The sequence below is a fragment of the Methylobacterium sp. C33D genome (assembly GCF_053345825.1).
In genome coordinates this window covers 1-24,810 of the sequence record NZ_JBKFAV010000002.1, presented here as the reverse complement: position 1 = coordinate 24,810, position 24,810 = coordinate 1, and the positions used below count along the sequence as shown (strand labels likewise).

20 protein-coding genes are annotated in these 24,810 nt (G+C 72.2%); 9 read left to right on the top strand and 11 right to left on the bottom strand.

Annotated elements, in window-relative coordinates:
• Positions 1–238 precede the first annotated feature (238 nt).
• From ACLBXO_RS01595 to ACLBXO_RS01585, 3 genes are all read left to right on the top strand, one after another.
• Positions 239–1,240 (top strand): helix-turn-helix domain-containing protein, encoded by a 1,002-nt coding sequence (locus tag ACLBXO_RS01595; RefSeq protein WP_447684404.1) that lies wholly within the window; start codon positions 239–241, stop codon positions 1,238–1,240.
• A 166-nt stretch (positions 1,241–1,406) separates the two neighbouring features.
• Entirely contained in the window at positions 1,407–1,634 is a 228-nt protein-coding gene (locus ACLBXO_RS01590; protein ID WP_012321546.1) for a hypothetical protein, read from the top strand.
• 18 nt (positions 1,635–1,652) lie between these two features.
• Positions 1,653–2,009, top strand: a complete 357-nt coding sequence (locus tag ACLBXO_RS01585; RefSeq protein ID WP_331313237.1) for a hypothetical protein — start codon at positions 1,653–1,655, stop codon at positions 2,007–2,009.
• On the opposite strand, the gene ACLBXO_RS01580 is transcribed toward ACLBXO_RS01585, so the two are convergent.
• The 4 genes from ACLBXO_RS01580 to ACLBXO_RS01565 form a co-directional block, all read right to left on the bottom strand.
• Positions 1,945–3,210 (bottom strand): GNAT family N-acetyltransferase, encoded by a 1,266-nt coding sequence (locus ACLBXO_RS01580; protein WP_447684274.1) that lies wholly within the window; start codon positions 3,208–3,210, stop codon positions 1,945–1,947. The genes ACLBXO_RS01585 and ACLBXO_RS01580 overlap by 65 nt on opposite strands.
• Positions 3,211–3,220: 10 nt before the next feature.
• Positions 3,221–4,636 carry a lipopolysaccharide biosynthesis protein gene (locus ACLBXO_RS01575; protein WP_447684273.1) on the bottom strand — a complete coding sequence of 472 codons (1,416 nt, stop codon included), beginning with the start codon at positions 4,634–4,636 and terminating at the stop codon, positions 3,221–3,223.
• 133 nt (positions 4,637–4,769) lie between these two features.
• Entirely contained in the window at positions 4,770–6,281 is a 1,512-nt protein-coding gene (gene gpmI, locus ACLBXO_RS01570) for a 2,3-bisphosphoglycerate-independent phosphoglycerate mutase (RefSeq protein ID WP_447684403.1), read from the bottom strand.
• Between the two features lie 242 nt (positions 6,282–6,523).
• On the bottom strand, positions 6,524–7,591 hold the full coding sequence (locus tag ACLBXO_RS01565) for a glycosyltransferase family 2 protein (RefSeq protein ID WP_331313236.1): 1,068 nt from the start codon (positions 7,589–7,591) through the stop codon (positions 6,524–6,526).
• 303 nt (positions 7,592–7,894) lie between these two features.
• Between ACLBXO_RS01565 and ACLBXO_RS01560 the strand changes: the two genes are divergently transcribed.
• From ACLBXO_RS01560 to ACLBXO_RS01550, 3 genes are read left to right on the top strand one after another with little or no spacing between them, the layout of a single operon-like run.
• Positions 7,895–8,791, top strand: a complete 897-nt coding sequence (locus tag ACLBXO_RS01560; RefSeq protein WP_331313235.1) for an ABC transporter permease — start codon at positions 7,895–7,897, stop codon at positions 8,789–8,791.
• On the top strand, positions 8,791–10,026 hold the full coding sequence (locus ACLBXO_RS01555) for an ABC transporter ATP-binding protein (protein WP_447684272.1): 1,236 nt from the start codon (positions 8,791–8,793) through the stop codon (positions 10,024–10,026). Before ACLBXO_RS01560 ends, ACLBXO_RS01555 begins: the two co-directional genes overlap by 1 nt.
• Positions 10,027–10,041: 15 nt before the next feature.
• Positions 10,042–11,730, top strand: coding sequence for a glycosyltransferase (locus tag ACLBXO_RS01550; RefSeq protein WP_447684271.1), 1,689 nt, complete (start codon positions 10,042–10,044; stop codon positions 11,728–11,730).
• A gap of 258 nt (positions 11,731–11,988) precedes the next feature.
• Here the strand turns inward: ACLBXO_RS01550 and ACLBXO_RS01545 are convergent, their stop codons facing one another.
• The 7 genes from ACLBXO_RS01545 to ACLBXO_RS01515 are packed head-to-tail and all read right to left on the bottom strand — an operon-like array spanning position 11,989 to position 18,601.
• A complete protein-coding gene (locus ACLBXO_RS01545; RefSeq protein WP_447684270.1) occupies positions 11,989–12,957 on the bottom strand; it encodes a glycosyltransferase family 2 protein in 969 nt (322 codons plus the stop codon).
• A complete protein-coding gene (locus ACLBXO_RS01540) occupies positions 12,954–13,754 on the bottom strand; it encodes a polysaccharide deacetylase family protein (protein WP_331313233.1) in 801 nt (266 codons plus the stop codon). Before ACLBXO_RS01540 ends, ACLBXO_RS01545 begins: the two co-directional genes overlap by 4 nt.
• The gene (locus ACLBXO_RS01535; RefSeq protein ID WP_447684269.1) at positions 13,751–14,887 is read right to left on the bottom strand and encodes a DegT/DnrJ/EryC1/StrS family aminotransferase; all 1,137 of its coding nucleotides are present in this window, start codon (positions 14,885–14,887) and stop codon (positions 13,751–13,753) included. Before ACLBXO_RS01535 ends, ACLBXO_RS01540 begins: the two co-directional genes overlap by 4 nt.
• On the bottom strand, positions 14,884–15,915 hold the full coding sequence (locus ACLBXO_RS01530) for an NAD-dependent epimerase/dehydratase family protein (RefSeq protein ID WP_331313231.1): 1,032 nt from the start codon (positions 15,913–15,915) through the stop codon (positions 14,884–14,886). The genes ACLBXO_RS01535 and ACLBXO_RS01530 overlap by 4 nt, the downstream gene beginning before the upstream one ends.
• Positions 15,899–17,014, bottom strand: coding sequence for a DegT/DnrJ/EryC1/StrS family aminotransferase (locus tag ACLBXO_RS01525; protein ID WP_331313230.1), 1,116 nt, complete (start codon positions 17,012–17,014; stop codon positions 15,899–15,901). The genes ACLBXO_RS01530 and ACLBXO_RS01525 overlap by 17 nt, the downstream gene beginning before the upstream one ends.
• On the bottom strand, positions 17,011–18,039 hold the full coding sequence (locus tag ACLBXO_RS01520; protein ID WP_273561109.1) for a Gfo/Idh/MocA family protein: 1,029 nt from the start codon (positions 18,037–18,039) through the stop codon (positions 17,011–17,013). Before ACLBXO_RS01520 ends, ACLBXO_RS01525 begins: the two co-directional genes overlap by 4 nt.
• Positions 18,040–18,052: 13 nt before the next feature.
• Positions 18,053–18,601, bottom strand: a complete 549-nt coding sequence (locus tag ACLBXO_RS01515; protein ID WP_331313229.1) for an acyltransferase — start codon at positions 18,599–18,601, stop codon at positions 18,053–18,055.
• 347 nt (positions 18,602–18,948) lie between these two features.
• Between ACLBXO_RS01515 and ACLBXO_RS01510 the strand changes: the two genes are divergently transcribed.
• The 3 genes from ACLBXO_RS01510 (at position 18,949) to ACLBXO_RS01500 (ending at position 23,955) form a co-directional block, all read left to right on the top strand.
• Positions 18,949–20,247, top strand: coding sequence for a polysaccharide biosynthesis/export family protein (locus ACLBXO_RS01510; RefSeq protein ID WP_331313228.1), 1,299 nt, complete (start codon positions 18,949–18,951; stop codon positions 20,245–20,247).
• A gap of 97 nt (positions 20,248–20,344) precedes the next feature.
• On the top strand, positions 20,345–22,702 hold the full coding sequence (locus tag ACLBXO_RS01505) for a GumC family protein (RefSeq protein ID WP_447684268.1): 2,358 nt from the start codon (positions 20,345–20,347) through the stop codon (positions 22,700–22,702).
• Positions 22,699–23,955, top strand: a complete 1,257-nt coding sequence (locus ACLBXO_RS01500) for a glycosyltransferase (RefSeq protein WP_447684267.1) — start codon at positions 22,699–22,701, stop codon at positions 23,953–23,955. The genes ACLBXO_RS01505 and ACLBXO_RS01500 overlap by 4 nt, the downstream gene beginning before the upstream one ends.
• The last annotated feature ends 855 nt before the right edge of the window (positions 23,956–24,810 follow it).

The window sequence follows — 24,810 nt, the reverse complement described above, 5'->3', positions numbered from 1 at the left end:
TCCAGCGCGAGAGCTAACCCGGCATACGAAATGAAATATCTCGAACATCAATTTAAATAATCGATGCGATATACGTTGTATCGTACCGATATATGCGATCATAATTTGCTTCATTTTCGCAAATCTGTTTGTATTTCAATTCATTATTCGGCAACATTGACCGCCATCGATTCGTATATTATGGCAAACCACATTACAGGAACTGTTTTTGAACCTCGGCTTCCGCCCCGACACAGGAATGCAGACATTTTTCTCGACCGACGACGTCCATCCCGGGGCCGCGTTCCGGCGTTGGCGGGAGATGGTTTGCGAACGCGTGGCACTCGCAGCGTTGCAGACCGATGACGCCGGCCACTTCCGGGGCAAGCTTGAGGTCACCGACATCGGCGGCGTGCCGATCTCGCGCCTCGCTCACACGAGCCTGCGGACGGAAGCGACAGCCGACATGGTCCGGCGGAACGGTCGGCACAATCGGGTCTGTGCCATTCTGAGGCTTTCCAGGAACGGCAGCTTTCAGCAAGGCGATCAAGAGGCGAGGACCCGGCCCGGCGATATCGTCGTCCTCGATGCGCGCCCGGCCGTCTGCATGACGGAGGCGAGCAGTTCGCTCGTGGTCGATCTGCCGCGCGAGCGCCTGGAGAACGTTCTCGGCCCGTCCCGGCTGTTCAGTGGCCTCACAATCGGCGCGGATCTCGCTTCCACGACCCTGGCGAGCAGCTATCTCCGAGACCTTGTCCGGGTGGGTGACCGGCTCACCCCCGACGCGGCCGCGCGCATGGCCTCCATCGGGATCGACCTGATCGTGGCGAGCCTCGCGGAACGGCTCGCGCAGGATGTGCCGCGCTCCACCCACGGCGCCGTCGCGGTCCAGCGCGCCAAGGCCTACATCGAGGCTCACTTGGGTGACGCGATGCTCGACCCGCCTCGGCTCGCCGCCGCGGTCGGCGTGTCGCTGCGGCGGTTGCAGGAGCTGTTCCACGAGCGCGGCCGGCACATCTCCGACTACATCTGGGAGCGCCGCCTGGAGGTCGCGGCCCGGCGTCTGGCCGACCCGAGCTGCGCCCACCTGTCGATCGGCACGCTGGCCTACGAAAGCGGATTCGCCAGCCAGGCCCACTTCGCCCGCCGCTTCAAGGAGCGCCATGGCCTGACGCCGACGGAGTTCCGTCTGGCATCCCGGCAGACCACGCCCGACGCGCGGCCCAGGGGGCGGCCGGTGCGCATTCCGGGGCCGGGTTGACCGGAAGGGCTCCGGCGCGTCCCCGGGTCGCCTTCCGAAGCGTCCGCGGACCGTGCTGATCGAGGGCGGCCGGCGACCGCGGCGCCGGAAGTCGGATCGTGCTATGGCGCCCGCGCCCGGACCACGCGGTCCGGCACCCGGATGCCCCTCGATCAGGCGGATGCCCTTGCGCGAGACCTTCCACATCGAAGTCCTCGGCCCGGAGCCGGACGAGATCCAGACGCGGATCTCCGTGCGGGTCGGCAGCCTGGAGAGCGCGCAGGAGCGGGCCCTGCGGCTGTTCGCCCGCGCGCGGGTGCCGCAGCGCTCGGGCGAGCCGGCCGAGGCCGTCCGGGTCATCGACGGCGCCGGCCGCGAGGTGTTCTATCGGACGCGCTTCGACGTCGGGGATTGAGGCGTCCGGAGCCCGCCGATGCGCACAGCCCTGATCCTGCCGATCCTCGTCCTCGCCGCCTGCGCGCTGTTCCTGCGCAGCTACACCCTGCCGCCGGCCCCGGATCGCCGGGGCGGCACCGCGCTCCTGCTGACCTGGCCGAACCGCCCGGCCTTCGGCAGCCCGCGGGCCGACTGCCTCGCCGGGCCGCCGGACGAGCCGGTCCTTCCCTGCCTCATCGCCTCCGTCGCCCGGGCGCGCGACGACGGGTACGCGCTGATGCAGCTGCCGTTCTGCGCGACCTGCTACGACCTGTCCGGGCGGATCGCCGTCATGGGCCGCGACGCGGCGGCGACGCGGGCGCGGCTGGAGCAGATCGCCCGCTTCGGATGGTGAGACGCGCCCGGGCGACGCTGTCCCGGGCCCGCTCCAGGGTCCGGGCCACCGGGAAGAGCGGGTCGCGGCCCGCCTCCACCAGCAGATGGGCGATCGGCCGGCGCGCCGTCCAGAAGGTGGTGCCGAGGGCGAAGTCCGGCGGCGCGCAGGAATCGATCCGGTCGACCGGCCAGTCGCCCGCGGCCACGGCCTCGGTCAGCCGGTGCACGAGCTGGACCCCCGGCGCGGTCTCCGGCCGCGTCTCGTCGTTGGCGATCTTCAGCACCCAGGCCTCCCGGCCGGTGACCGGCAGGATCAGCGAGGCCAGGAGCCGGTCGCCCCGGCGCAGGCGCGCGATCCGCACGCCGTCCGCAGCGCCGCGACCGGCGTCGAGTCCCGCGCCGAGATCGGCCAGGACGGCGCGCAGGAACGCGACCTCCGCCGGCCGCTGCGCCAGGCTCGTGCCGGCCTGCCCCTTCCAGCCGGCGGCCTCGAGGGCGACGTGGGCGTCGAGGGCCGGGCCGAGGCCGTCGGGCGCGGCGAGGATCTCGAAGGTCACGGGCCCCGCCGCCTCGAGGCGCGCGCGGGCGCGGCGGAGCTTGCGGCGGCGCTGTCCGGAGAGGTGCCCGAGATAGGAGGCCCGCGCCGCCGGCCCGAGCCCGGTCAGGTCGAGCAGGCCGCGGTCGTGCGGCCAGTAGGCGGCGCGGCGCCCGCCCCGCGCCGCCAGGAGCTCCGACAGGGGGCCGTCGGCGGGGGCGTTCGGCAGGAGGAGGCGCGGCGGCAGGCCGAGGGCGCCCGGCGCGGCGAGCAGCCCCGCCAGGGCGGCCTCCGGGGCGGCGCCGTCGAGGAGCGGCGCCCCGAACGGAGCGTAGCCGTGGGTCCAGCCCATGAGCAGCGGCAGCGGCAGGCCCCAGCGGCGCCGCGACGGCCGGAACGGCCAGGCGGCGACGAGCCGGGCCCCCGGCGCCTCGGGGGGCCGGTCGGCGACGAGGAGGAGCCGGACGCCGGCCCCGAAGGCCTCGCGGGCGGCCAGGGCGTAGCCCGCCTCGTAGAACGGGTTCCGGATCAGGGAGGCCGGGCCCAGCGCCCGCCAGGCCGGGACCCAGGGCGCCGCCCCGTCGAGGGGTCGGACCGCCGCCACGAGGCCTCCGGGTAGCGCGGCGGTGTCCGATCCGGTGTCCTGCGCGGTGTCCTGCGCGGTGTCGCCCGCAATGCCGGCCATCGCGGGACCGTCAGGCCGCGAGACGGTGGCGGATCGCGCCGGCGAAGCCGAGCACGTCGTAGCGCCACGCCGTCACGCCGGCGGCGGCGGTGAGCAGGACGAGGCGCAGGGCCTGCCCCGGCGGCATCAGGCCGCCGGGGGCCAGGGCGATGCCGGCATTCACCGCGCCGCAGGCCAGCGCGATCCCGGCGATGCCGGCCATGTCGGCGAGCGGCAGCGGCATCGTCGTGCCGGTCCGGCGGGCGCCCAGCACCAGCACGAGGCAGGCCGCGCTCTGGCCGCCCGCGAAGGCGAGGGCCGCCCCGGCGGCGCCGAGGCGCGGGATCAGCAGGAGCGACAGCGCCGCGACGGCGGCGAGGGTCGCGAAGGCGGCGGCCGCCTCCAGGCCGCTGGAGCGGGCGAAGTAGATCACCTGCCCGAAATAGTAGGCGCGGAACATCATCAGGATGCTCGCCAGGATCAGCACCGGGGCGAGTTCGCGCGCCTCGGCCCGGTAGTCGGGGCCGAGCAGCACCGCCACGACCAGATCGTCGAAGCACAGGAAGAACACCGCGCCGAAGGCCGCGATCAGCGTCATGGCCCGGGCGGCGTCGCTCAGCACCCCGGAGGCAGCCGCCATCCCGCCGACCCGCGCCTCGCGCTTGGCGATCGAGATCAGCGACAGGGCGATCGCCTCCCCGAACACGATGAAGCTCTGCTTCAGGAAGTCGGCCAGGGCCCCGTAGGCGCCGAGCCCCGCCGGCCCCACGGTCTTGGCGATGATCAGCCGGTCGAGGCTCTGGGCGAGCGCGGCCGTCCCGAAGGACAGCACCAGCGGCCAGCCGTAGGCGAACAGCCGCAGGGCCTCCGCCCGGCTGCCGCGGCCGGGCATCATCGGGGCGATCGTGGCGGCGGCGGGGAGCGAGGCCAGGGCGTTCGCCGCCGCCACCGCGAAGGCGAGATGGAGGGGATCCTGCGAGAGGTGCAGGGCCAGGCTGCCGAGGGCCAGGATCAGGACGGCGCGGCTCATCACCGAGGCCGCCACCGCCCCGGCCCGCAGGCGGGTCCGGGCGATCTCGGTGGAGCCCTCGAACAGGGTGGTCCCGAAGGCCAGCGCCAGGATCGCGGCCGCCATGCGCGCCGGCATGAGCCCGAGGGCGGCGGCGAGCGCGCTGCCGAGGCCGGCGAGCAGCAGCGTGCCGCCCAGGATCCGCACCACGGTGCCGACCTGCGCGGGCTCGCGCGCCTCGTCGTAGAGGGCGAAGAACGCGAATTTCGGCCACTGGCAGGTCGCCCCGTAGAGCACGAGTGCCCAGGACAGGACGTACAGGTAGGTGCCGTAGCTCTCCACCGGCGCGAGCCGCGTGAACACCGCCACGGAGGCCATGTTCAGGGCGGCCGCGAAGCCCCGGGAGCCGACGTAGATCAGGCTGTGCCGGGCGATCATGTCCTAGAACCGGTCAGACGCACCACGACCTCGCACCACGCTGGGACGGACCGGCCCCGCGGCGGGAGGTAACGCAGGGACGGCGCGCATGACAGCCCGGGGATTGCAGGCGGCGTGCCGCCGGCCCCGTCCCTCAGCCCTGGCCCCGCGGGCGGATCAGCGACCTGCCAGTCATCTCGGCCGGCTGGTCCAGCCCCATCAGGTCGAGGAGCGTCGGCGCCACGTCGGCCAGCCGTCCGTCGGCCAGGGTCACGCCGTCGACGCCGACGAGCGCGGCGGGCACCGGGTTGAGGGTGTGGGCGGTGTGCGGCTCGCCGGTCTCGGGATCGCGCATCATCTCGCAATTGCCGTGGTCGGCGGTCACCAGCAGCGCCCCGCCCTGGGCCGTCACCGCCTCGACGACGCGGCCGAGGCAGGTGTCGACGGTCTCCACCGCCGTCACGGCGGCCGCGAGGCTGCCGGTGTGGCCGACCATGTCGGGATTGGCGAAGTTCAGGATGATGAGGTCGTAGCGCCCGGAGCCGATCGCCTCCACGGCGCGGTCGGTGAGTTCGGGCGCCGACATCTCCGGTTGCAGGTCGTAGGTCGCGACCTTCGGCGAGGGCACGAGGATCGCGTCCTGCCCCGCGAAGGGCTCCTCGCGGCCGCCGTTCATGAAGTAGGTGACGTGCGGGTACTTCTCGGTCTCGGCCATGCGCAGCTGCGCGCGCCCGGCCCGGGCCACGGTCTCGCCGAGGCCGTTGGGCAGGTCGAGGGCCCCGAACAGGGTCTCGGCGAAGGCGTCGATCTCGACGCTGTACTGGACGATCCCCAGGGCGGCGGCGAAGCGGACCGTGCGCGCGCGCTCGAAGCCCGCGAAGGCCGGGTCGAGCAGCGCCTCCAGGATCTGCCGGGTCCGGTCGGCGCGGAAGTTGAAGCTCAGGATGCCGTCGCCGTCCCGCATGCCGGCATAGTCGCCGATGATCGCGGGCCGCATGAACTCGTCGGACACGTCCTGCGCGTAGGACGCGGCGACCGCCTGCCCGGCCCGCTCGAACCGGGTCCCGCGCGCCTCCGTGAGGGCGTCGTAGGCCGTCTGGACGCGCTCCCAGCGCCGGTCGCGGTCCATCCCGAAGTAGCGGCCGCACAGGGTGGCGATGCGGGCGCCCTTCGGGAGGGCGGCCGCGACGTCGGCGATGCAGGTGGCGGCGGAGCGGGGCGGCATGTCGCGCCCGTCGGTGAAGCCGTGGAGCCGGACCGGGATGCCGGCCGCCGTCAGCGCGCGCGCCAGCGCCACGGCGTGGTCCTGGTGCGCGTGGACGCCGCCGGGCGACAGCAGGCCGACGAGGTGGCAGGTCCCCCCCGACGCGCGCAGCGCCTCGATGAACCGGATCAGGGCCGGGTTCCGGGCGAGGGAGCCGTCGGCGACCGCGGCGTCGATCCGCGGCAGGTCCTGCAGGACCACCCGGCCCGCCCCGATATTGAGGTGGCCCACCTCGGAATTGCCCATCTGCCCCTCGGGCAGGCCGACATCGGCACCGAAGGTCTTCAGCCGCGCCCGGGGGCGCTCCCGCATCAGCGCGTCGAAGACCGGGGTCCTGGCCTGGTGGACGGCGTTGTCGGCCACCGCGTCCCGCAGACCCCAGCCGTCGAGGATCACGAGCATCACGGGACGCGGGGTACTGTCGGGCACGGTCACAACTCTCCTGGGCTGCCGCGCGGGGCGCGCGGCCGGTCTCCGGGCCCTGACGCGGCCGGATCGTTGCGCGTGTCGATAATCGCCTTGGCGGCGCGAGACCACCGCCCCGAAGGGCTAAGGGGCGACGGATGCGAGAGAGCGTCGGGCTTCTGACATGCCCCGGCCGCGCTCCGCACGGGGCGGGGCGCGGCCGACGGGGCCTCGGCCGGTCAGTTGACGCGCGCCGCGTCGGATCCCGGCGGGAGGCCGAGCAGGCGGCGCTTCCGGCGCAGGGCCGCCCTGAGCAGCGTCCGCCGGTAGCCCGGATAGGACAGGAACCCCACGGCCCAGGACAGGTGCATGGTCACGGCCGCCGGGCCGCTCATGACCAGGACGGGCTCCCGCGCCTTCAGCGCCAGGGCGAGGCCGCTCAGGACGCAGCCGCCGGCATAGAGCAGCAGCGGGATCAGCAGGGCGGGCATCAGGGCCGCCAGCGGCAGGGCCGCGACGGCGTAGAGCAGGACCAGGGCCGGCAGGATCTGGCGGGGGCGCGGCAGGCTGGCGTGCTTCTCGAGGGTCCGCGCGCAGCCGCGCCCGTAGTGCAGGTACTGCCGGGCGAGGCTGCGGAGGCAGGCCCGCGGGAAGTACGTGATGGCGAGCTCGGCGGCGAGGTAGATCCGCCCGCCCGCGGCGCAGAGCCGCCGGTCGAGTTCGGCATCCTCGTTGTGGGTGAAGGTCTCGTCGTAGCCGCCGACCCGCAGGAACTCGCGCCGGTCGAAGGCCGCGTGGTGGCCGTGGGCGACGTAGCCCGAGATGCCACCCTGCCGGTGGGCCGAGCCGCCGTTGCCGAGGCGGCTGTTCTGCGCGGCCGCGATCGCCCGCTGCAGCGGCGTGACCCCGACGGTCCGGAGCGGCACGACCACCGAGACGGCCTCGCGCAGGCGCATCGTGCGGACGAGGTTCTGCACGAACCCCTCCGGATAGACGGCGTGACAATCGGCGCGGACGAGATAGGCGGAGGCGGGATGCGCCAGCCGCGCGGCGAGGTTGATGGCCGCCGCCTGGATCCGGCGCTCGTTGTGGACGAGCCGGATGCGCGGGTCCCGGGCGCTGAGGGCGGCGACGATCGCGCACGTGTCGTCGCGGCTGCCGCCGTCCAGCACCAGCAGCTCGCAGGCGATGGCGTCCCGTTCGGGCAGCACCGACGCGATGGCGTCGGCGATGTGCGCGGCCTCGTTCAGGGCCGGCATGGCGATCGTCACGAGCGGAGCGCCGGCGGCGCTCACGGGGTCCTGCATGGCGGTTCTCCCGAAACCCGAACCCGGTCGCCGGCCGATCAGAGCCGGTCGTCCCGGACGGGGACGGACGCCGCACGCGGCGCGCCCCCGAGGTCTCATTTGTCGTGATTGGCTACGATTACGGTTGCTGATCACAACCACCACTTCAGTCGGCCGGACCGATACGACGAAAGGTGTAATTCGAACCGCCGCACCGCGATGATAGCCCGTTCCGGCGGGACGACCGGGCGGCTCCTCTTCCGATTCGCACCGGGTCCCACGAGCTCGACCACGGGCTCAGAGCGTCATGCGGGACCGCCTCGAATGATGAAATCTCTGGATGCGCTGGCCCTCGGCACGTCGGAACGCGGGCCAACCGAACAGCGGACCGACCCGTCGACGCTGCGGGTGACCGAGATCGCGCCCGACGACCGGATCGTCGCCTTCGACGCCGCGGGCCTCTGGCAGTACCGCGACCTGCTGCGCGTCCTGATCCTGCGGGACCTGAAGGTGCTCTACCGGCAGACCGCCATGGGCGCCTCCTGGGCGATCGCGCAGCCGCTCTTCACCGTCCTGATCTTCACGGTGATCTTCGGCCACTTCGCCAAGATCCCCACCGACGGCGCCCCCTACGCACTCTTCGCCGGCAGCGCGGTCGTCCTGTGGACGTACTTCTCCGAGGCGGTGCGGCGCAGCGCCAACGGCCTCGTGGCGGAGGCCGAGCTGATCCGGAAGATCTACTTCCCGCGGCTGGTCATCCCGCTGGCGACGGTGATCTCGCCGATGGTCGACTTCGCCATCGCGCTCGGCGTGCTGCTGGCCCTGATGGCCTGGTACGGGGCGGTGCCGGACTGGCACCTCGTGCTCGCCGTCCCGACCCTGATCGTCACGGCGATGCTCGCCCTCGGCGTGAGCCTCTGGCTCGGGCCGATCAACGTCCGCTTCCGGGACATCAAGCACACGCTGCCGTTCGTGATCCAGATCTGGATGTACGCCTCGCCGATCGTCTACGCGTCGAGCATCGTGCCGGCCTCGGTGCGCTGGGTCTACGCGCTCAACCCGATGGTCGGCCTGATCGAGGCGTTCCGGTTCGCCATCCTGGGCGGCACGCCGCCCGACGCCTTCGCGGTCGCCGTCTCGGTCACGGCCGCCTTCGCCCTGCTCATCAGCGGACTGATCTTCTTCCAGCGCATGGAGCGCTCCTTCGCGGATGTAATCTGATGTCGATGGCAATCAGCGTTCAGGATATCGGCAAGCAGTACTGGCGTGCCCCGCGCGCCGCGCACCAGAACTCGCTGCGCGACGCGCTCAGCGAGGGCGTCCGCGGCCTGGTGACCCGCCGCTCCGCGGCGCGCCCGTCGCAGGAGAGCTTCTGGGCGCTGAAGGAGGTCAGCTTCGGCATCCGGCACGGCGAGAATGTCGGCATCATCGGCCTCAACGGCGCCGGCAAGAGCACGCTCCTCAAGCTCCTGTCGCGGATCGCCGCGCCGACCACCGGCCGGATCCGCCTCGAGGGCCGGGTCGGGGCCCTGCTCGAGGTCGGCACCGGTTTCCACCGGGAGCTGACCGGCCGCGAGAACATCTTCCTCTACGGCTCGATCCTCGGGATGGACCGTCGGGAGATCGCCGCGAAGTTCGACGCGATCGTCGCGTTCTCGGAGATCGGCGACTTCATCGACATGCCGGTGAAGCGCTATTCCAGCGGCATGTATGTCCGGCTGGCCTTCTCGGTCGCCGCGCATCTCGAGCCCGACATCCTGCTCCTCGACGAGGTGCTGGCGGTGGGCGACTACACCTTCCAGCGCAAGTGCATGGACTTCGCCCGGCGCCTCCAGGGCAAGGGTTCGACGATCCTGCTGGTCTCGCACAACATGTTCAGCATCAAGACCATGTGCGAGCGCGTGATCTACATCAAGGGCGGCCGCGTCGCCTATGACGGCCCCACCGACGAGGGCCTGACCCACTACGAGCGGGACAGCTATCTCGCCGACACCGCGTGGTTCCGCCCGGACAGCGGCGACCTGCCGGTCAAGATCAGCGACGTGGCGATCACCGACGAATCCGGCGCGCCGCGGACGCTGTTCCGCCACGGCGAGCGGATGCGGATCCGGGCCCGCTACAGCGCCGCCGAGCCGATCGCCGACCCGCACGTCCTGTTCTCGATCACCCGGTCCGACGAGCTGCTCTGCTGCAATTTCAGCACCCAGGCGGACGGCGCCGGCCTGACCGCCCTCGCGGGCGAGGGCGAGGTGGAGCTGCTGACGCCGCCGCTGACCCTGACCGCCGACACCTACACGGTCTCGATGGTGGTCCGGCAGCGCGGCTTCGAGCGGCTCCTCGCGGCCAAGATCGGCGGCCGCTTCCACATCGAGCACCCCGTCTTCGCGCCGGACGTCTTCGGCGTGTTCCACGAGGCGGGGACCTGGACAACGAACGGCGCCGCGTCGCAGCGCTGAGGCCCGGAGGGCGTGATGGTCAGAGGCGCGTTTGAACCCGTCCGTGACGGCGATGGGGAAACCGCGGGCGGGACGGCGTCCCGCGCCGGGCGGATCCGGTCGAACTTCGCGGCCTTCGATGCCCGGGTGCGGCACGCGGAGCGTCTCGCGGCGGCCGGCGATCAGGCCGGCGCGGCCGTCGAGACCGCCATCGCGGCGACCCTGGCGGCGCACCGGCACTGCGGCGTGTTCGCGAGCCCGCGCCTCGAACGGTTGATGACCGGGATCGGCCGGACCCTCGACGGCGGCGGCCCGGACGGCGCGCGGGCCGACGGGGCTCCGTACCGGCGCGTCCTCCACGTCTGCACGCAGCTCGCCCCGGTCGGCGGCCTCACCAAGATGCTCGCGCTCTGGATCGGCGCCGACCGCGACCGGGTCAACGGCGTCGCCCTGACCCAGCATCGCGGCCCGGTCGACGGGCGGATCATCGCCGCCGTGCGCGAGAGCGGCGGCGGGATCCACCACCTGAACCACCACAAGGGCGACAAGCTCGCCTGGGCCCGGGAGCTGCGGCAGATCGCGCGCGGCTACGACGTCGTCGTCCTGCACATCCATTGCGAGGACGTGGTCCCGCTGATCGCCTTCGCGGATCCGGCGAAGAGCCCGCCGGTCCTGCTCCTCAACCACGCCGACCACCTGTTCTGGATCGGGACGCGGATCAGCCACGCGGTCATCAACCTGCGCGAGGCCGCGCGCCGGCTGGCGGTCGCGCGGCGCGGCGTCGATCCGGCCCGCAGCCTCCTGCTGCCGACCCTCATCACCCTGCCCGAGCGCCAGCGCGCGCGCAGCGCGGCCAAGCAGGCCCTGGGCGTCCCGGAGGACAGCGTCCTCCTGGTCTCGGTGGCCCGCGGGGCGAAGTACCGCAACGTCGGGCCGGTCACCTACGCGGACCGCCACGTCGACCTCCTCGCGGCGCATCCCCAGGCCCGGCTCATCGTGGTCGGCCCCGGCGAGCGGGCCGACTGGGAGCGGGCCCGGGCCGCCACCGGCGGGCGCATCGCGGCCCATGCCGAGCTGTCGGACCCGCGGGTCTTCTTCGAGGCGGCCGACATCTACGTCGATTCCTACCCGTTCGTGTCGTCGACCTCGATGCTGGAGGCCGCCGCCTACGGGCTGCCGCTGGTCACGCGCTTCGAGGCCCCCGCGGCGGCGGAGATCGTGGCGATCAACCATCCGGGGCTCGACGCCACGGCCCGGGTCGCCCACGACCAGGCCGCCTACGAGGCCCACCTCACGGTGCTCATCACCGACGCCGCGGCGCGGGACGCCGCGGGCGCCGAGAGCGCCGCCGCGGTCGCCGGCCTCTACGCGCCGGCCGCCTGGCTGGCGGGACTCGACGCGGTCTACGCGCAGGCGCGGGCCCTGCCCCGGCTGCCCCCGGAGGCCGGCGCGCCCGGGCCGGCCGAGACGCCCCATCTCGGCGAGCCCGACCTGCGCCACCAGGACATGTTCGGGTCGGACTTCCCCGTGTCGGAGATGACCAAGAACTACATCGGCATGCTGCCGCTGCGCCAGCGCGTCGCCTCCTGGCTGGCCCTCCGCCGCGCCGGCGACTTCTCCGGCCTCTGGGAGCCGGTGCGGCTGCTCCTCCCGGAATGGCTGGTCCGCAACGTGAAGGATCGGTTCGGCGCGATGCGCGTCCGGGCGCAGGTCCCCAGCACCTGAGGCCGTCCCCGGGCCCGGGCGGCCGCGGATCGGTCGTGCCGGGTGGCGCGTCGCGGGCGGCCGGGTCACCGGCCCGCGCCTCCACAGCCCTGACCGTTCCGCGCAACGCAGGCCCGCGCGCCGTCGCAGTGGCGGCTGAGCCGCGCAGGACGGCGCCGAACCACGGGCGGCGCGCCAGGCACCACAGGGACAGCGCGAGCGCGCTCCGCGGCGCGGGCCCTGGAGGGTCCGTACCGCGGAGCGACAGTCACGTCCGGCTCAGCGCGTCTTCGGCTCGGCGGTCAGCGGCCGGGCGGCCGGCCCGGTGGCCAGGGCCAGCAGGGCGGCGCGCACGCGCGTCGGCCGGAAGGCCTGCCGGATCGCCCGGTGCGGCATCAGGCGGAATGCAGTGAGGAACGCCCCCGCGGCGGCGCGGCGGTCGCCGCGGGCCGTGTGGGCCTCGGTGGCGTCCAGCAGGGCGTCGTAGTAGCCCTGCACGCTCCCGAAATAGAGCCGCAGGGCGGCGAGACGCGAGACGCCGAGCGCCGGCGCGTGGCGTCGGAAGACCACGCGGGTGAAGTGGATCCGGCGGGCGATCAGGCGGTCGAAGGTCCCCGCCGGCCGCTGCCGGAAATGCACGCAGGGCGCGGCGACGAAGCCGACGCCGTGGCCGCGGACGGCCCGCAGCTGCCAGTCCCAGTCCTGATCGCCGAGCAGGGCCTCGTCGAACAGGCCGATCGCGTCCACGACGGTCCGGCGCACGACCGTCGCGCCGATCTGCGGGAAGTAGCCGCTCAGCATGCGGCGCAGCAGCGCGCCCTTCTCGGACGGGAGATCCGGCGGCCAAGGGCCGTAGGTCGGCACGAGGTCGTGGTCGGCGGTGACGATCTGCCCGAACACGATCCCCAGCTCCGGATCGGCCTCGAACAGGCGCAGATGCTCCCGGATATGCGCCGGCTGCCAGACGTCGTCGTCGTCGAGGAACGCCACGTAGGGCGCGCTCGCCCGGGTCAGGCCGGCATTGCGGGCCGCGCCGGCGCCGGGCCGGTCGACCGGGACGTGGATGGCGCCGAACGCGGCGGCGACCTCGGCGGCCGGCCCCGCCTCGCCGTTGTCGCCCACGATGATCTCGAAGGCGAGGTCGGGGCCTTCCAGGGCGCGGATGCTCGCCAGGGCCTCGCGCAGGAACGCGGGCCGGTTGCAGGTGGGCACCACGACGGAGACGCGGCGCCGCGCGGGTCGGTTCATACCCACTCCTCCCAGGCGTCGTAGGCGCCCCGGAGCAGGGCACCGAAGACGAGATCGTTGTCGAACTGCGTGACGAAGCTGCGCGCCACCGTCCCGGCGGGACGGGTCTCCACCGCCTGCGCGTAGACGATCCGGTAGCCCGCCTCCCGGGCGGCGTGGGCGGCCACCTTGGTCCAGTTGCCCGATTGCCCGAGCGGGATCGCGAAGCTGTCCGGCCGCACACCGAGGCGGGCCCCGATGGCGCGCCGGGATTCCTCCAGCTCCTCGGCCGCCTCTTCCGCGCTGAGGCGCCCGAAATCCGGGTGGGTCACGGAATGGCTGCCGATCTCGACCCCGTTGGCGGCGAGCGCCTCGATGGCGTTCCAGCCCAGGACGCCCGGCGGCGCGCTCTCGGGCCGGTCGAGCCAGCCCGACACGACGAACAGGGTCCAGGGGATCCCGAGATCGCTGAGGATCGGCGCCGCCCCGCCGAGGACGCTGCGCCAGCCGTCGTCGAAGGTGATGGCGAGGTCCCGCGCGCCGCCGCGCCCGTCGGCGATCGTGGCCGCCGGCACGAAGCGGTAGCCGAGACCGAGCGCGCGCTCGAGCTGGTGGCGGAAGCGCGCGGGGCTGACGTCGTTGACGCCGCATTCCGACTGGCCGACCGAATGGTAGCAGAGGATGCGGCCGCCCGGCGCCGGCCGCCGGATCCTTGCGAGGGCGAGCGTCGTGCGCTCGCAGGCCATCCGGGCGGCGGCGACGCGCGGGCGCGTCAGGCCGACCGTCCGGGCGAGGCTCTTGACCGGTGCGGGAATCATCGCAGGGCGTCGCGCAGGCCGTCGACGACCTGGTCCTGCTCCGCCTCCGTCATCGCCGCGTAGAGCGGCAGCAGGATCGCGTGGTCGCGCGCCCGCTCGGATTCGGGCAGCGCGAACCGCCGCGGCGCCTCCGCGTAGGGCGGCTCCAGATGCGCGCACATGATGCCCCGGCGGGTGGCGATGCCGCGGTCGAGCATCGCCTGCATCACGGCCAGCTGGTCCGCGTCGTCCGGGAGGCGCACGCAGTAGCTCTGCCAGTTGCTGCGCAGCCCCATCGGCTCGGACGGCGGCGTCACCCCGGGGAGGTCGGCCAGCCGCGCGCGGTAGCCGTCGGCGAGGGCGCGGCGCCGGGCGATCAGGTCGGGCAGCCGCTTGAGCTGCTCCCGGCCGATGGCCGCCTGCACGTCCGTCATCCGGTAGTTGAAGCCCGCGATGGCGTATTCCTCGACCACCACCCGGGCGCTGCCGTGGCGGGCGATGTCGGAGACGCTCATCCCGTGCTGGCGCAGCAGCCGGAAGGTCCGGTCCCACGCGGCGTTGGCGGTGGTGATCATGCCGCCGTCACCGGTGGTCAGCACCTTGCGCGGGTGGAACGAGAAGCAGGCGATGTCGCCCGCCGGGCTGCCGATCGGCCGCCAGACGTCGCCCTGGAGCCGCTCGGAGCCGATGGCGCAGGCCGCGTCCTCGATCACCGGGATGCCCGAGCGGCGCCCGATCGCGGCGATCGCCTCCAGGTCGCAGGGCATGCCCATCTGGTGGACGCAGACGATCGCCTTCGTCCTCTCGGTGATCGCCGCCGCGGCGGCGTCCGGGGCCATGTTGTAGGTCGCCGGGTCGATGTCGACGAAGATCGGCGTGGCCCCGCACTGGGCGATGGCGTTGGCGGTGGCGATGAAGCTGTGGCTCACCGTCACCACCTCGTCGCCGGGGCCGACCCCGACGGCGAGCAGCGCCAGATGCAGCGCGGTCGTGCAGTTCGAGACCGCGCAGGCGTGGGGCGCGCCGACGGTCGCGGCGAACTCCGTCTCGAAGGCCGCGACCTGCGGCCCCTGGGTGAGCCATCCGGAGCGGACGACGGCGGCGGCGGCCTCGGCCTCGGGGTCGCCGACTTCGGGCTTGGCGATCGGGATCATGCCATCGCCCGCCGCAGATGCTCGGAGCGGGACTCGTCCTGCCACCAGGCGACGAGGTCGGCGAGGCCCTCGGCGGCCCCGATCTTCGCCTCGAAGCCGATCAGCTCCTTGGCGAGGCTCGTGTCGCAGAGGCGCCGGGGCACCGGGTTCACGGCGCGCTCGGCCTCGTGGATCAGCGGCGTGCCGTCCCGGCCCATGATCCGGGTGAGGTGGCCGGCGAGGTCGACCAGCGAGGTCTCGACGCCGGTGCCGACGTTGAGCACCACGTCGGTGGCGGGCGAGATCGCCGACAGGATGTTGGCCCGGGCGATGTCGCGGACATGGACGAGGTCCATGGTCTGCATGCCGTCGCCGAACACGATCGGCGACTGCCCCTCGGCCAGGCGCTGCATCCAGCGGACCATGACCTCGGTGTAGCGGCCGGTCAGGTCCATCCGCGGGCCGTAGGCGTTGAAGTACCGGAGCGCGACGTAGTCGAGCCCGTGCATGTCGTTGAACGAGCGCAGCAGACCCTCGCCGAAGGACTTGGCGGCGCCGTACAGGGTCCGGTTGTCGTAGGGATGGTGCTTCTCGGTCGTCGGGAAGACCTCCGCCATCCCGTACACGGAGGCCGAGGAGGCCATCACCACCTTGGCGACGCCGGCCTCGACGCAGCTCTCCAGCAGGTTGAAGGTCGCGGCGGCCATCACCTCGAAGGCGTGGCGCGGCTCCGCGGCGCACTGCGTGATCCGGAGAGCCGCTTGGTGGAACACCACGTCGGTGCCCTTGACCAGCGTGTCCATCAGGGCGCGGTCGCGGATGTCGCCCTGGACGAGGCGGACGCGGCCGGAGCCGAGGGCGTCCCCGAGATTCTCGGGACGGCCGCGGATCATGTTGTCGATGGCCACGATCTCGTCGCAGCCGGCCTCGACCAGCAGGTCGATGATGTGCGAGCCGATGAAGCCCGATCCGCCCGTGACCAGGATCCGGGTTCCGCGCAGGTCGCCGCTGAACCGGCTTCCCTTGGTGACCTCACGCAGCTTGGGCATCGGCGACCTCGCAGTAGCTGGCGACGGCCCGGCAGACGGTGTCGATCTGCGCGGACGTCATCTCGGGGAACATCGGGAGGGACAGGGTCCGGGCGGCCAGCCGCTCGGTGACCGGCAGGCGGCCGGTACCGTCGTCGAGGTGGCTGTAGGCGGGCTGCCGGTGGACCGGGACGGGGTAGTGGATGCCGGTGGCGATGCCGGCGGCGTTGAGGTACTGGCGCAGCCCCTCGCGGTCCGCGGTCGACACGGCGTAGACGTGGAACACGTGGTCGAGCCCGGCGGGAGCCGGCAGCTCCAGGCCGAGGCCCGCGAGCCGGGCGCCGTACTCCGCCGCCACCGCCTGGCGGGCGCGGGTCCAGGCCTCCAGGTGCGGGAGCTTCACCCCGAGCACCGCGCCCTGGACGCCGTCCATGCGCAGATTGAAGCCGTGGCGGACGTGGTTGTACTTGCCCTGCTGGCCCCAGTCGCGCAGGCAGCGGGCCGCAGCGGCGAGGTCGTCCCGGTCCGTGACGATGGCGCCGCCCTCGCCGTAGGCCCCGAGATTCTTGCCGGGGTAGAAGCTGAAGCAGCCGAGATCCCCGATCGTGCCGGCCTTGCGGCCGCCGCGCTCGGCGAGGTGCGCCTGGGCGGCGTCCTCGACCAGGGCGATCCCGTGGCGCTTGGCGATGGCGCCGAGCGCGTCGAGATCGGCCATCCGGCCGTGGAGGTGCACCGGCAGGATCGCCTTGGTGCGGGGCGTGATCGCCGCCTCGACCAGGGCCGGGTCCATGGTCCAGCCGACCGGGTCGATGTCGACGAGGACCGGGGTCGCGCCGGCGTACAGCACCGCCGCCACCGTCGCCACGAAGGTCGACGAGACCGTGATCACCTCGTCGCCCGGACCGATGTCGAGGGCCAGGAGGGCGAGGTGCAGGGCCGCGGTGCCGCTGCTGACGGCGACCGCGTGGCGGGCGCCGCAGGCCTCGGCGAAGGCCGCCTCGAAGGCGCTGACCGCCGGGCCGAGGACGAAGTCGCCGCTGCGCAGGACGTTGAGGACCGCGGTCTCGACGTCGCCGCCGATCGCCGCGTACTGCGCCTTGAGGTCGAGGAAGGGGATCACGAGGCCCTCGCAAGTGGCATGAGGTCGATGGGGGTGCCGTTCTGGCGCAGGGAGCGCATGGCGGCTTCGAGCATCTCGACGACGCGCAGGCCGCTGTGGCCGTCGGTCATGGGCGCGGTGCCGTTCTCGATGGAGTCGGCGAAGTGCTCGATCTCGACGATCAGCGCCTCGCGGAAGGACAGGTGCGGCGACCACATGTCGCCGGTCCGGTAGGAGACCATCAGCTCGGTGATGTCGTCCGAGCCGCCGCCGACGGTGACGCCGCGGTCGTAGACCTTGACCTTCTCGATCGGGTCGAGGTCGTTGTAGACGATCATCTTCTTGCTGCCGCCGATCAGCGTCTGCCGCACCTTCACGGGCGCGAGCCAGTTGACGTTGATCTGCGCGACGACGCCGCGCGGGTAGAAGACGGTCAGGTGGGCCATGTTCTCGGGGCGGCCGCTGAAATGGCCGGTGCCGCTCGCCGAGATCGCCACCGGGGCGAGGTCCAGGATGTGGTCGAGGATGGCGAGGTCGTGGACCGCCAGGTCCCAGATCACGTTCACGTCGCGCTGGAACAGGCCGAGGTTCACCCGGGTCGAGTCGTAGTAGAACACGTCGCCGATCGCGTCGGTCGTGATGAGTTCGTGGATCTTCTCGACCGCGCCCGTGTAGACGAAGGTGTGGTCGACCATCAGCCGCAGGTTGCGCTTGGCCGCCTCCTCGATCAGCAGCCGGGCCTCGAAGGCCGAGGGCGTGATCGGCTTCTCGATGAAGACGTGCTTGCCGGCCCGCAGCGCGTTGATGGCGATCTCGAAGTGGGAGCTCACCGGCGTCGCCACCATGACGGCGTCGATCGCGGGATCGGCCACGAGGTCGCGCCAGTCCTGATGGAGCTGGACGGCGGGGTAGCGCTTGCCGGCCCGGGCGAGCGCGGCGGGCGACTGGTCGGCGATGGCCACCAGCTGGCAGCGCTCGCTCTCCGAGGTGCACCGGGCGAGGTTCGGCCCCCAGTAGCCGTATCCGACGATTCCGATCGAGATCATGACTGCATTCCCCTCAAGCAACCTTCAGAGGCTCGGCCGGCTCGGGCCGCGGCGACTGGACGGAACGGGCGCGCGCGGCGCTCTCGGCGCGCTTGGTGCGCGTGTCGCCGACGACCCGCGCGGGGCATCCGGCGACGATGGCGAAGGCCGGGACGTCCCGGGTGACGACCGCACCGGCGCCGACCAGGGCACCCTCGCCGATGGTGATCCCCGCCACGATGGTGGCGTTGGAGCCGATGGAGGCGCGGGCCTCGACCACGGTCTCGACGAGTTCCCACTCGCCGTCCCGCTTCAGGCTGCCGTCCGCGTTGGTGGCTTCCGGATAGAGCTCGTTGGTGAAGACCACGCCGTGGCCGACGAACACCTCGGCCCCGATCGAGACGCCCGCGCAGATGAAGCTGTGCGAGGAGATCTTGCAGCGCGGGCCGATCCGGCTGCCGCGCTGGATCTCGACGAAGGGGCCGATCCGCGAACCGCTTTCGATCCGACATCCATAAATATTGACTAGATCCGGGTAGAATATGCCCACATCCGGTCCAATATCCGCATCGGTAATCGGCATACCCGCCGCTCCTTCCGCCGAAATTCTGTGCGTCAAAACTGCACAGAGCTGCGGACGGACGGGAACCCAGGCTTTCGATGCGGTTCGTCCGTCGAAAGGCGAACGGCGCCCATCCGAGGTGGCCCCTCCCGCCCCCGGCGCGCCGTTCGGGCCAGGGGGCCTACCTCGAAAGGCGAAGCCCCCGCCCCGGCATGGATGCCCGCGCCCGCCATTTGGAGGAGTCCCGGCCGGCTCGGCCGTTACGCATCATGCCGTCTCAGCCCTCATGAGCCCGTGAGGCCGGCGCGCGGTCCTGCCGCGCGATCGCCGCGCCCGGGCTCCGAGGGCGAGCCTTAAGGGGACGATGCGTGTCGAAGATTTCGACGAAGACCGCGGGAACACGCGCCACCACCCGCGCCGCCCGCGCCGGACTCGCGGCGTGCCTGCTCGCCGTGTCGGCGCTGCCGGCGGCCGCGGAGTACCGCATCGGGCCCGGCGACACGATCGAGGTCACGGCCCTCAGCATCCCGACCTTCAAGCAGGAGGCGACGGTCTCCACCGACGGCACCGTCATGGTCCCGCTGCTCGGGGACGTGCCGGCCGCCGGGCTCACCGTCGCGGAGCTGCGCCAGAGCCTGCAGAAGTCGCTGCCCGCCAAGGCGGTGCGGCAGCGCAACTCCGAGGGCAAGGAATCGATCGCCGTGCTCGAGCCGGACGAGATCGGGGTGCGGATCTCGAAGTATCAGCCGGTCTACCTGAGCGGCGACGTGACCAAGCAGGGCGAGCACCCGTTCCATCCGGGCATGACCGTGCGGCAGGCCATCGCCCTGGCGGGCGGCTACAACCTCCTGCGGTTCAGGATGGAGAACCCCGTCGTCGAGACGGCGAACCTGCGCGCCGAGTACGACAGCACCTGGGCGAGCATCCAGCGGGAATCCGCCACGATCTGGCGCCTGAAGGCGGTCATCGCCGCGTCGCGGGGCGACAAGTCCCCGCCGCCGGCGGACGTCGCCCCGGGCAGCCGCGCGACCCCGGCGCAGAAGCTCGCCGAGCAGCAGCTCCGGGTGCAGATGACCGACATCGCCAAGGAGAAGGACCACCTGCAGCGCTCCCTCAGCCGGACGCAGACGCAGTTCGCCAGCCTCAGCGAGCAGCAGGTCAAGGAGAAGGAGGGCGTCACCGCCGACGCCGAGGATTACGACACGGTGCGGGCGCTCTTCCAGCGCGGCGCCGTGGTCACGACCCGCCTGACCGATGCGCGCCGCGCCGTCCTGCTCTCCTCGACCCGCGCCCTGCAGACGACGGTCCAGCTCACCCAGCTCGAGCGCGACAAGAGCGACGTCGCCCGCAAGCTCGAGCGGGTCGACGACGTGCAGGCCATGGACGCCCTGGAGAAGCTCCAGGTCGCGGAGAACAACCTGGCGACGTACCGGTCGCGCCTGAACAGCATCAACGACAAGCTGGTCTACACCGGCGCCCTCCGGGCGCAGCTCCTGTCCGGAAGCCGCGCGCAGGCGGCGATCGCGGTCTTCCGGCAGAGCGGACCGACCAAGACGCAGATCGACGCCGCCGAGGACACGGAGCTCCAGCCGGGCGACGTCGTGGAAATCGCGCTCAAGCCGGACCCCGCCATGCGGGGCGTCGGCGACGGGGCCGGCCAGAACTGACCCACCCACCCCGGCTCGACGCGCCCATCGGGCCGAGCCGGCGTCCCTTTGACGGAGAGCGCTCCGGGGCGGTGACCGCCGCGGTGAGGAGAGATCCATGAACCGACACTCGACCAGCGCGTCCTTCCTGCCGATCGGTGCGACCCGCCCCGGTGGGACCGGAGCCTGGCGCGGCCAGCCCTTCTCGCCGGAGACGGAATCCCAGGTCTCGATCCTGACCATCGCGCGGCAGAACTGGCGGTCGATCCTGGCCTTCGCGGCCGTTGGCCTGGTCTGCGCCGGGATCTACGTCGCGACCGCGCCGGCCATCTTCACGGCCCGGGCCCGCGTCTACATCGAGAGCCGCTCCAGCCCGGTGACGGCCCGCGACACGCCCAATGCCGGGACCCCGCTCGAGATCGCCGAGGTCGAGAGCCAGGTCGAGTACATGCGCTCGGAGAAGATCGCCCTGGCCGCCGTGCACAGGCTCGACGCGGCGGCCCTGGAGGATCTGGCGGTGCCGACGCACCCGCTGGTCGCGAAGGTCCGGGAGTTCCTGAAGGCCGCCAAGGCGCTGCCCCTCCGGCTGGTCGGGGCCCAGCGGCCGGTCCAGGAATCCGCCCCCGTCAGCCCGGACCTCCGTCAGGCGCGGACGCTGCGCGAGAACGTGGAGGCCAGCCGCATCGGCGCCGCCTACGTCATCGAGGTCGGCTACAGCGCCGACCATCCCGCGACGGCGGCCGCCGTCGCGAACGCGGTGGCCGAGGCCTATGTCAGCACCGAGCTGGAGAACCGGGCCCAGGTCTGGAAGGTCGCCGGCGAGTGGATGCTGCCGCGGCTGAAGGAACTCCAGCAGCGCGCCAGCCAGGCCTCGCGCGAGGCCCAGACCTACAAGGCCGAGCACACCATCATCGACCTCGGCAAGCGCGGCCTCGTGGGCGAGCAGCAGGTCGAGGAGCTCAACACGGCCGTGGCCGCCGCGCGGTCCAAGACCGTCGACGCCCGCGCGGTGCGCGACCAGATCCGCGGGCTCCTCGACTCCGACATCGCCGACCCGGGGATCACCGAGGCCTTCAAGGACAGCGTGATCATCCAGCTGCGCCGGCAGTACGTCGACCTCGTGCAGCGCGCCGACGACCTGAAGCGCCGCCTCGGCCCCGACCACGAGGCGGTCCAGGCGATCCAGCGGGACATCCAGGCGGCCAAGCAGTCGCTGCGCACCGAACTCGAGCGCCTCGCCGTGTCCCTCGACCACGATTACGAGGTCGCCAAGGCGCGCGAGGACAGCATGACGGCGGCCTTCGACGCCCTGATCTCGAAGACGCTGATCATGAGCAACGCCCGGGTCAAGGCGAAGGAGCTCGACCGCACCGCCGAGACCTACGACCAGATCTACACGAACCTGCTCCAGCGCTACATCGACGCCGTCAACCAGCAATCCTATCCGCAGCCCTCCGCCCACGTGATCACGCCCGCGACCGTGCCGGACTCCCCGAGCGCGCCCCGCGGCAGCCTGATCATGCTGCTCGGTCTGCTGGTCGGCACCGGGTTCGGCGTGAGCGGCGCCTTCGCGCGGCACTGGTTCGACCGGACGATCCGCACGCCCCGGCAGCTGACCGGCCACGGACTGACCTGCCTCGCCGCCCTCCCCGAGCTGCGGCGCGAGCCCGGCTTCCGGGCGGCCCTGGCGCTGGCGCAGGCCCATGCCAACGAGGCGCAGCGCCCCGCCAGCGTCGAGGCGTTCCGGGCGAGCGCCGTGCGGTTCATGCCGCAATCGGTGTTCGTCGAGCGCCTGCACAGCCTGAAGACCCACGTCCTGGGCAGCGACCGCCGCGGCCCGGTCTTCGCGATCGGCGTCACGTCCGTGGGGGCCGGCGCGGGCAAGACCCTGTTCGCGAGCAATCTCGGCCAGCTCCTCGCCCGCGTCCGGTCGAGCTCCGGGCGGGTGCTCATGATCGACGCCGACGTCCGGCAGGGGACGCTCTCGCGGCTCAGCCAGGCCACCGAGCAGCGCGGCCTCCTCGACGTGCTCGCCGGCCGCTGCTGCGCCACCGAGGCGGTCCGGCCCCAGCCCGGCGAGGTCCGCCTGCTCGCCTGCGGCAACCGCCACCCGAACGATCCCCATTTCAGCGATCTGATGACCCCGGAGGGCGTCGCCGCGGTGGTGGGGGACGGACGCCCCGCCCTCGACCGCGTCGTCGTCGACCTGCCTCCGGTGGACGAGCTCCCCACCCTCCGTCCGCTCCTCGACGGGCTCGACGGCCTGATCATCGTGGTCGAGGCGGGCCGGACGAGCATCGACGAGGTCGCCGCCGCCGTGCATGACCTCGAGTCGAGCGGCAGCACCGTCCTGGGCATCGTGCTCAACAAGACCAGCGACGGGCCGACGGTCCGGCGCGGCGGCCCGCGCAGCGCGCTGACCCGCTGGACCGCGGCCCGGCGCAAGGCCCGCGGCGCGACGCAGGCGGCCTCGTGACCGGGCCGCTCGCCGAAGGCCTCGACCCCGTGACGGCCTTCGCGCCGGCCGCGACTGCCCCGGCCCCGGCGCGCGCGATGTCCGCGCCGGCCACCGCCCATGCGACCGCCCGCGGCCGCCGCGTCGCCTTCTTCGGACACGACAGGGCCGAGCCCACGGTCCGGAAGCGGATCGACGCCATCCGGGAAGCCGGCTGGTCGGTCGTCGTGTACGCCTTCGAGCGGGACCGCGCCGGCGGGATGCCGGCCGAGCCTCCGGCGGCGGACGACATCGTCCCCCTCGGCCTGACCGTCGACCGTAACTACGCCCGTCGCCTGCCGCGCCTCGCCGTCGGCATCGTCCGGGCGCTGCGCCGCCGCCGCGACCTGCGCGCGGCGGACGTGATCTACGTGCGCAACCTCGACATGGCCCTCGTGGCCTGGACCGCGGCGCGCCTCGCCGGCAGCCGCGCGCGCCTCGTCTACGAGGTGCTCGACATCCAGCGGCTGATGGTCCGGCCGGACGCCCCGGGGCGGGTCGCCCGCGCGGTCGAGCGCTGGATCCTCGGCCGCAGCGACCTCCTCGTCGTCAGCGCCCCGGACTTCATCGACCGGTACTTCCGGCCGGTCCAGGGCTTCGCCGGCGCGTGGCACCTCCTCGAGAACAAGGTCATGGGCCACCGCCTGGGCGAGGTGGCGACCCGGCTCGACCGCGCGCGGACGGCGGAACCGCCCTGGGTGATCGGCTGGTTCGGGACGCTGCGCTGCCGCCGGAGCCTGACGATCCTCGCCGCCATCGCGGACGCCCTCGGCGACTCCGTGCGGATCGTCCTGGCCGGGCGCCTCTCCGAGGAGGATATCGCCCCGCGCGTTCTGGCGGACACGCTGGATGGCCGCCCGAACATGTCGTTCCGGGGGCCCTACGCCAATCCCCGGGATCTTCCGGAGATCTACAGCGGGATTCACTTCAGTTGGGCCGTCGATTACCTCGATGATGGACTTAATTCGGACTGGCTCCTGCCGAACCGGCTCTACGAGGGCGGCCTGTGCGGCGCCCTGACGCTGGCGCGCGCCACGACGGCCACCGGACGCTACGCGGTGTCGGAGCGCCTGGGCTGGGCGTTTCCCGAGCCGCTCGCGGACTCGGTGACGGCGTTCCTGCGGACGCTCACGCCGGAGACCTACGCGGAGCGCCATGCCGGCCTGCTCGCCCGCGACCTCGCCATGTTCGTCGATGTCGGCGGCATGCGCGATCTCCTGGTACGGCTCGACTAGACCGTCATCTCCGGCCGGCTCCGGATGCCGCCCCGGAGGCCGCCCCGGAGGCCGCCCCGGAGGCCCGCCGGTGATTCGCCGGCAGCGCTGGACGGCGCACGGGATCGCCTCTCCCCGGCGGCGCGTGCCGTTTGGTACAGAGCCGCATCCCCGAAATCAGTACTCGGACCCCAACAGGGTAAACGACCGTATACGTACGTTGCCTTTTAGCTTCAGTCAGGTACAGCGCCCCTTCATCCCCCGAATACTCCGCAATGGAATACCGAACTCGCGATCCGGTCATTGGACCGCGATCGAAGCCTTACCAAGACACCTTGGCAACAAGCAGCGGCAAAGCAGACAACGTATCTCGTTTCTGAATTGTTAGATCTGGTCGATTACATTGTGAGAGATCTTGTGGCAGCGCACCAACCGGCAGGGACTGCTCTTGCGAATGCATTTCTCCACCAGCATCGCCGCGCGTAATAAAACAAATCACCATCTACGTACGTAGTGCGCGATGATTGTATTTAACCCTGCAATTTGAGCGTTTAGATTCAGATAGGGTATTTACAGACGATTTTACGAAAGCTAGCATTGTATCCGTGGTCATCGGCAATCGCCTCAAGGCGACCGGCGCCACCGCGTATCTCAGTGTCACGCCGTCGGCGAGCGCATTGGGTATCCCGTCATCGCTGACATTCGGCTTCCTTCGAAAGGAGGTAATTTTCTATGGCCAGTCTTGGGACTCGAGACGCGCTCACCCTCGTTGAGCGGGACACGGCCGAAAGCCGCGGCGGCTTTTCGGGTGCACATGCCGGTGACAACCCGGTCGTCGTCGAGCAACGGGACCAGTCCCGGAGCCGCTCCAGCCGC

Excerpts from the sequence above, each read along its gene's own strand:
- ACLBXO_RS01595 (WP_447684404.1), top strand. The coding sequence starts at position 239 with ATGCAGACATTTTTCTCGACCGACGACGTCCATCCCGGGGCCGCGTTC.
- ACLBXO_RS01585 (WP_331313237.1), top strand. The coding sequence starts at position 1,653 with ATGCGCACAGCCCTGATCCTGCCGATCCTCGTCCTCGCCGCCTGCGCG.
- ACLBXO_RS01580 (WP_447684274.1), bottom strand. The coding sequence starts at position 3,210 with ATGGCCGGCATTGCGGGCGACACCGCGCAGGACACCGCGCAGGACACC.
- ACLBXO_RS01575 (WP_447684273.1), bottom strand. The coding sequence starts at position 4,636 with ATGATCGCCCGGCACAGCCTGATCTACGTCGGCTCCCGGGGCTTCGCG.
- gpmI (WP_447684403.1), bottom strand. The coding sequence starts at position 6,281 with ATGCTCGTGATCCTCGACGGCTGGGGTCTGCGGGACGCGGTGGCCGAC.
- ACLBXO_RS01565 (WP_331313236.1), bottom strand. The coding sequence starts at position 7,591 with ATGCAGGACCCCGTGAGCGCCGCCGGCGCTCCGCTCGTGACGATCGCC.
- ACLBXO_RS01560 (WP_331313235.1), top strand. The coding sequence starts at position 7,895 with ATGATGAAATCTCTGGATGCGCTGGCCCTCGGCACGTCGGAACGCGGG.
- ACLBXO_RS01555 (WP_447684272.1), top strand. The coding sequence starts at position 8,791 with ATGTCGATGGCAATCAGCGTTCAGGATATCGGCAAGCAGTACTGGCGT.
- ACLBXO_RS01550 (WP_447684271.1), top strand. The coding sequence starts at position 10,042 with ATGGTCAGAGGCGCGTTTGAACCCGTCCGTGACGGCGATGGGGAAACC.
- ACLBXO_RS01545 (WP_447684270.1), bottom strand. The coding sequence starts at position 12,957 with ATGAACCGACCCGCGCGGCGCCGCGTCTCCGTCGTGGTGCCCACCTGC.
- ACLBXO_RS01540 (WP_331313233.1), bottom strand. The coding sequence starts at position 13,754 with ATGATTCCCGCACCGGTCAAGAGCCTCGCCCGGACGGTCGGCCTGACG.
- ACLBXO_RS01535 (WP_447684269.1), bottom strand. The coding sequence starts at position 14,887 with ATGATCCCGATCGCCAAGCCCGAAGTCGGCGACCCCGAGGCCGAGGCC.
- ACLBXO_RS01530 (WP_331313231.1), bottom strand. The coding sequence starts at position 15,915 with ATGCCCAAGCTGCGTGAGGTCACCAAGGGAAGCCGGTTCAGCGGCGAC.
- ACLBXO_RS01520 (WP_273561109.1), bottom strand. The coding sequence starts at position 18,039 with ATGATCTCGATCGGAATCGTCGGATACGGCTACTGGGGGCCGAACCTC.
- ACLBXO_RS01515 (WP_331313229.1), bottom strand. The coding sequence starts at position 18,601 with ATGCCGATTACCGATGCGGATATTGGACCGGATGTGGGCATATTCTAC.
- ACLBXO_RS01505 (WP_447684268.1), top strand. The coding sequence starts at position 20,345 with ATGAACCGACACTCGACCAGCGCGTCCTTCCTGCCGATCGGTGCGACC.